The sequence below is a fragment of the Pseudomonadota bacterium genome (assembly GCA_023229365.1).
Lineage (GTDB): Bacteria > Myxococcota_A > Polyangia > JAAYKL01 > JAAYKL01 > JALNZK01.
In genome coordinates this window covers 39,353-45,373 of sequence record JALNZK010000036.1, presented here as the reverse complement: position 1 = coordinate 45,373, position 6,021 = coordinate 39,353, and the positions used below count along the sequence as shown (strand labels likewise).

Below are 6,021 nucleotides of genomic sequence, written 5' to 3'. Positions count from 1 at the left end.
GGGGGAATCCGTGTCGGTGTCGGTGTCGGTGTCCGTGTCCGTGTCCGTGTCGGTGTCGCTGTCGCTGTCGGTGTCCGTGTCCGTGTCGGTGTCGGTGTCGGTGTCCGTGTCCGTGTCGGTGTCGGCAGCTCCCGAGTCGAGGTCCGCGTCGTACTCGCCGGTGATCAGGCTGCAGCCCGCGGCGAGGGCGAAGGCCGCGAGGCAGGCGACCCGCTTCTTCTCGTTGCGTGACATCTAGAACCTCCCCCTCAAGGTCGCGCCGCCGAACCCCGGCCCGAAGGCCGGGGCCACGCCGACCGCGTCGTCGCCGGACGACTCCCTGTCCTTTACCGCGTCCACGATGAGCAGCACCGCGCCGGTCGCCGCGACGGCGCCGCCCGCGAAGAGCATCACGTCGGTCACGGCCGAGAGCGCGCCGAGCCGGTCGATGTCGTCCGCCCTTTCGGCCGGGCAGTGGCCGTCGGTGCAATCGTTGTAGAGCTCGTCGTCCAGGTTGAGGGCGAGGGCGCCGGTCACCGCGCCGGCTATCAGCATGGCGCCGCCCACGCCGACCATCACCCAGCCGCCCGTGCGCAGGCCGGACGGCCCGTCGTCGGCCGCCGGCGCAGGTTCCTGCGGACGCGCGCCCTCGCCCGCGGCGACGTCCGGTACCGCGACGACGCCGACCGCCGGCGCGGCCGGCCCCTCCGCCGCGGCCCCGAGAGTGATGGAGATGGAGTCCGAGCCCATGACCTTGAACGCCCGCTCCGGGGACCGCTCCCCGTCGACCACCACCCAGGCGCGGTGCTCCACGCTCGCGGAGACGGGCAGCTTGCCCAGGAGGGGCGCGGCGCCTCTCGCCACGCCGTCGACGAAGACCTGCGCACCGTCGGGGGCGGTGATCTCCACGGTCCCCACCATCTTGCGCAGCCGCTCCAGCTCCGCGAGCAGCTCCTCCCGCCGCAGGTCCGGGACGTCGTCGCCCCCCTGCGCCAGGTAGGCCTCGAACGCCTCGAGCGCCAGCCCGTAGCGCTTGGCGGCGGCCTCCGCCTGGCCGACGTTGTAGAGCACCTTCCAGGTCGGCTTGAGGGTGTGCGCCTCCCGGAAGGCGTCCGCGGCCTCCCGGTACTCCCCCTTCTCGAAGTGCGCCACGCCCTTCGCGTAGGCCTCCTTCGCGACGTCCTCTCCGGCCCGCAGGCCGCCGGGCGCCGGCGAGAGGAGGAGCGCGCAGAGGAGCGCGAGCGATGCTGCCGTGTGTTTCGTCATGACGGCCCTTTCGTCTTGCGTTGGCGGCATTCTACCCAATTTGCCCGCCCTCGTCTCCTGCCGCGCGCACCTCGCGGAGCCGGCGGCCCGGATCAGCGCGGCTCGATCGCGAAGACCGCGGGGTCCACCTTGTCGAGGCTCTCGCACGCGACGAGGCGGATCGCCATCTCGTTCCCGCTCGTGCCCCACCGCATCGTGACGCGGCGGGCGCGCTCGCCGCACGCGAACGGCGCGAAGTCCTCGTAGGCCACGTCGAGGCCGATCCCGTGCGCCTCGGGAAAGCGCCTCGAGATCAGCCGGCCGGCGGCGTCGAGATTCTCGATCATCGGCTCGCCGTAGAAGTCGCAGGTCGCCTCGAAGACACCGGCCGCGGGCTTCGCGCACCCGCCGAGGTAGACGCGGGCGATGTCCCCGCCGACCTTCTCCATGTCGATCCTGTCCGCGAGCCCCGCGATGTGGAGCCGCTCGTCGTGCGCGGCGCCGTCCCGGACGACCGTGAACAGGTCGACCCCGGGCCCGGCGAACGCCCGGACGAGGAGGCGCTCCCCGGCGAGCAGCATGTACCCGTCGAAGACCTGGACGTCCTCGCCCCGCGTGAACGAGATCTGGTGCCGCATCTTGATCGCGGGAAGCGCCCCCGGGACGTCGCCCGACCCGGTCACGCGCGGCGCGCGGGGTCCGCACGCGACGGCGCACAGGACCGCGACGAGGAGCACGGCCGTTCGGGGGAGCGAGGAGGCGAGCCGGGGATCGACGTGCGTGGGCGGCGCGATCACTACTGCTTCTTCTGGAGGACTATCAGGCGGTACTTCTTGTACTGGGCCTCGCCGGCCGTGTACATCACCTCGGTGAGGAGCCTGTAGGGCGTGGCCTTGTCGGCGATGATCGTCGCCGCGCCCTCGAACATCTCGCCCTTCATCTCCGCGATCTTCTTGTCGAGCTCCGCGCGCGCGACGAGCGCGTCGAGGAGCGGCGTGATGACGAGGCCGTTCACGTCCCCGCTCTGCTTGTCGGACGCGTCGATCGCCCCGTCGTGGACGTCGGCGACGGCGTTCCCCTCGACCAGGATCGCGCTCTTCGTCAGCGTCACGGAGACCGACTCGACGACCTCCTTGGCCGTGCCGGACGAGGCGAGCCGGAGCTGGTCGGACTGGGTGATGTTGGCGGACTCGGACGAGAAGCTGATCAGCATGAACACCAGGAGGATGGTCATCATGTCCATCATCGCCGTGATGTTCAGGAAGTTGACGTCCTCGGCGTCGATCCGCGCGCGCAGCCTCATGAGCGCCTTCTTGTCCGCGCGCCGCTGCCTGTCCATCTCCTCGACGGTCGGCGTCCCGGATCTGCTCTTCTTCGTGTCCATCGGGGATCCGCCTCACTGGATACCGGTGCTGAACAGCACCTGGGGGAACAGCGGCTTGAGGTCCGGCCCGACGCGCAGCACGTCCATCACGCCGATGACCGTCTCGTATTCGATGTCCGGGTTCGCGGCGAGGATCGCCTGCTCTTCCTTCTCGTTCAAGCGCTTGACGGTGGCGAGGAGCTTCTGGAGCCCGTCGAAGTCGTACTGCCCCGACGCGGCCCGCGGCACGGTCGGGAGCTTGTCCGGGATGTTGTTCTCGTACATGACGCCGGTGGACGTCGCCACCGTGAACCCCTTGCCGGTGATCGTCACGGTCAGGTTGAGCGGCGGCTTCTCCTGGTCGGACTTCTTCTGCGAGACCGACGCCGACTGCGAGTACTCGGGGACGAGCACCTCGAGGTTGCCGACCGTCACCATCGTGGTGATGGTCACGATCAGGAACATGAGGATGTTGGTGACGATGTCGAGGTACGGGACGAGGTTGAGCTCTCCGGACTCTTCGCCCTCCTCCTCCAGGCGCTCGCGCTCGGCGCGGAGCCTCCTGCGACCTCGAGACGTCAGTCCGCTCATCGAGGGGCCTCGGCCTGCGGGGCGCCCACGCCGCCCTGCTGGCTCTCCCACTTGCGCGACTCCTCGATGAGGCAGTTCTCGAGCTTCAGGCCGAAGGTGTCGAGGTTGCCCTGCAGCCCCTTCGCGATGCCGGACAGGAACAGGTGGCCTATCATGCAGGTCACGGCGATGGAGAGCCCGAGCGCCGTGTTGTTCATGGCCTCCGAGATGCCGTCGGACAGGAGGCGCGACCTGTCGGCCGGGCTCGCCGTGCCCAAGCTCGAGAACGTCTTGATGAGGCCGAAGATCGTCCCGATGAGGCCTATCAGGGTCGCGATGTTGGCGACCGACCAGAGCGCGGAGACGCGCTTCTTGAGGTCCGGGGCGATGTCGGCCATCGACTCCTCGATCGCGATGGTGATCGCGGTCTCTCCCTTGTGGAAGCGCGTGAGGCCGGCCTTGCCGACCCGGGCCACCGGCGCCGAGGAGGCGCTGCACAGCTTGACGGCCCGCGTGATGTTGTTCGCGGCGACGAGTTTCTGGATCTGCTCCAGGAGCGACTTCGCGTTCACCCGGTTGGCCATGAAGTAGTACACCGCGCGCTCGACGATGAGCCCCAACGTCACGGCGGCCGCACACAGGTTGACGTACATGAAGGGTCCGCCCTTCTGTATGAACTCCGCAATTGCCTGCATATCCTCGCTCCTTGGTGGAAAAGGCCCCCGGCGATACGGTCCGCGAATATAGGCGATTGCCGATGAGGTGTCAACGCGGCGAAGGCCGCCCGCGCGGCGTCGAACATTCAAGAATAACGTGGGGATGCGGGCGGTGCGGAACCGTCGCGACAAGGGGGGTCAACGCGCGCCGGATCCTATGGTAGACTGCGCTCTCCAGACTACCGCCGCCCGCGCAGCGATCGGCGTCCCGGATCGCAGCGGCAGAAGGAGGACACGACATGACCCGCTCGAACACGCTCGGAATCATCGCCTTGGTCGGCTCGATCGCCGCTCTCGCAGCCGCCTGCGGCGGCAAGGTTCCCCCGCCCCAGGACGACGTGGATCCGGTCGCCGCGGCGCTCGGCGACACCGTCCTCGAGCCGGTGACGGAGGACGAGATATCCGACGAGGACGCCCCGGCCGCGTACACCGGCCCGACGAAGGTCACGGTCAACCTCCGGGTCGTCAACGAGAAGAACCCCAAGGGCACGTACCGGATGCTCGGCTCGGACGGCACGGCCGTCGTGGAGAACGGGACGTTCGGCCAGGAGCTCGAGCTCAACCAGGGCCAGTACACGATCGAGTACAAGTCGCCGCTCGTGTTCGGCGAGCCGCTCTACCTCACGGACGTCATCGACGTCGCCGGGCAAACCCAGCAGATCGACAGCATCTTCCCGGCCGGCCAGATCACGCTGCACACGTTCCAGGGCAAGGCCGAGGGCAAGTGCGTGCCCGTGCCGTTCACCGTGCACGACCTCGAGAACGCGAAGGACCTTCCGGGCAAGGGCAAGACCTGCGCCCCGCTCGTCCTGCAGACCGGGCACTACGAGGTGCGGCTCGCCGTCGGCAAGAACAAGGTCCAGCCCGTCGAGATGCGGATCAACCGCGAGCAGGTCCAGACCTCGAAGGTCCAGCTCGAGAAGTGATCCGCGGCGCGGATCGCGCCGGCTAGAAGTGGTACCGGAGGGCGAGGTTGTAGTAGAAGCCGAAGTCCACGCCCCAGCCGCGGTACTTGACGTCCTCGTACTCCCAGTCGACCTCGGCGAGCGAGCCGTCGGAGTCGTAGCCGTACGGCCCCTTCTCGGTCCACGGCGTGTTCCAGAAGAGGCTCAGGCCCACCTCGCCGGCGATGCCGAACCCGCCGACGAACACATACTCGCCGCCGATGCCGAGGTTGACCCACAGCCCCTGCGCCTTCTGCTCGGCGTCGTGCGCGTAGTCCTCGGCGGCGCGGTTCCAGTTCTTGTTCCTGTCGAACTCCAGGTCCTCGGCGTCCTCGCCGTTGATGGAGCCGTCCGCGTTCACGTCGCCGATCGCCTCGAGGTCGCCCTTGAAGTTCCAGTCGATCTCGTTCTTCACGGCCGCGCCGCGCCAGCCGAGGTCGAGCTCGAGGTAGAGGTTCGGCGACTGCGCCTTGAGCGCCTCGAGCAGGTAGAACCGGAGCGCGAGGCCGATGTCGTAGGTGAAGACCGTCGACTCGATCGACACCGCCTCGTCGTAGTTGCCCTCGCCGGCGTGGTGCGCGGCGCCGGCGCCGGGGGCGTCCCAGGCGGCGAGCTCGGCGTCCGAGGTCGTGGCGTCCTCGTGCGTCTTGTGGAGGTTCATCCCGGTGAGCAGGTAGATGCCCCACTTTCCGGCCATGTAGCCGGGCTGGATGGCGACCTTCGCGCCGCCGGCCCAGTTGATGCCCAGCTCGAACCCCGCGAGGTCTCCGTCCGCCGCCGCGTCGTTCGTCGTGGCAGACATCGACACCCCCGTGGCCTCCGGCTGCGGTTGCGGCTGCGGCTGCGGCTGCGGTTGCGGCTGCGGCTGGGCGCCGTACGCGGGGTCGACGTAGGAGCCCGTGCCGGGATCGTAGTAGCCTCCGCCCGCCGCAGGATCCGTGGGGGCGGGAGCGGGGGCGGGCTGCTCGCCGCCGTAGTACCCGTCGCCTCCCTGATACTGAGCCTGCGCGTCGACCGCGAACGACAATAGGCAACCAAACACCAATGCGATACCAATGTGTCTCATGTATCTCCTCCAGACTTTTTTGCCGTAGCCCTTTTTCACACGCCGACGTGCGGATTTCAACGGCGTTCTTCGTGGCCGTTTTTTGGACCCCCGGGCTCCGAATTTCTACAATAGACGGGCGAACGGGCAAATGTTTGC

Annotated in this window: 8 protein-coding genes; 1 reads left to right on the top strand and 7 read right to left on the bottom strand. The window is 68.6% G+C overall.

Going from position 1 to position 6,021, the window contains the following annotated elements; translation table 11 throughout:
• The 6 genes from M0R80_15740 to M0R80_15715 all read right to left on the bottom strand — a co-directional run.
• Nucleotides 1–234 (bottom strand): hypothetical protein (locus tag M0R80_15740; GenBank protein ID MCK9461085.1); only part of this gene is annotated, 234 nt, incomplete at its 3' end.
• The gene (locus M0R80_15735; GenBank protein ID MCK9461084.1) at nucleotides 235–1,245 is read right to left on the bottom strand and encodes a tetratricopeptide repeat protein; all 1,011 of its coding nucleotides are present in this window, start codon (nucleotides 1,243–1,245) and stop codon (nucleotides 235–237) included.
• A 92-nt stretch (nucleotides 1,246–1,337) separates the two neighbouring features.
• The gene (locus tag M0R80_15730) at nucleotides 1,338–2,021 is read right to left on the bottom strand and encodes a hypothetical protein (protein MCK9461083.1); all 684 of its coding nucleotides are present in this window, start codon (nucleotides 2,019–2,021) and stop codon (nucleotides 1,338–1,340) included.
• Nucleotides 2,021–2,608 (bottom strand): biopolymer transporter ExbD, encoded by a 588-nt coding sequence (locus M0R80_15725; GenBank protein ID MCK9461082.1) that lies wholly within the window; start codon nucleotides 2,606–2,608, stop codon nucleotides 2,021–2,023. Before M0R80_15725 ends, M0R80_15730 begins: the two co-directional genes overlap by 1 nt.
• 12 nt (nucleotides 2,609–2,620) lie before the next feature.
• The gene (locus M0R80_15720; GenBank protein ID MCK9461081.1) at nucleotides 2,621–3,178 is read right to left on the bottom strand and encodes a biopolymer transporter ExbD; all 558 of its coding nucleotides are present in this window, start codon (nucleotides 3,176–3,178) and stop codon (nucleotides 2,621–2,623) included.
• Nucleotides 3,175–3,852, bottom strand: coding sequence for a MotA/TolQ/ExbB proton channel family protein (locus tag M0R80_15715; GenBank protein ID MCK9461080.1), 678 nt, complete (start codon nucleotides 3,850–3,852; stop codon nucleotides 3,175–3,177). Before M0R80_15715 ends, M0R80_15720 begins: the two co-directional genes overlap by 4 nt.
• 260 nt (nucleotides 3,853–4,112) lie before the next feature.
• Between M0R80_15715 and M0R80_15710 the strand changes: the two genes are divergently transcribed.
• The gene (locus M0R80_15710; protein ID MCK9461079.1) at nucleotides 4,113–4,799 is read left to right on the top strand and encodes a hypothetical protein; all 687 of its coding nucleotides are present in this window, start codon (nucleotides 4,113–4,115) and stop codon (nucleotides 4,797–4,799) included.
• A gap of 22 nt (nucleotides 4,800–4,821) precedes the next feature.
• Here M0R80_15710 and M0R80_15705 read toward each other — a convergent pair whose 3' ends face one another.
• Nucleotides 4,822–5,883 (bottom strand): hypothetical protein, encoded by a 1,062-nt coding sequence (locus M0R80_15705; protein ID MCK9461078.1) that lies wholly within the window; start codon nucleotides 5,881–5,883, stop codon nucleotides 4,822–4,824.
• Nucleotides 5,884–6,021: the final 138 nt, after the last annotated feature.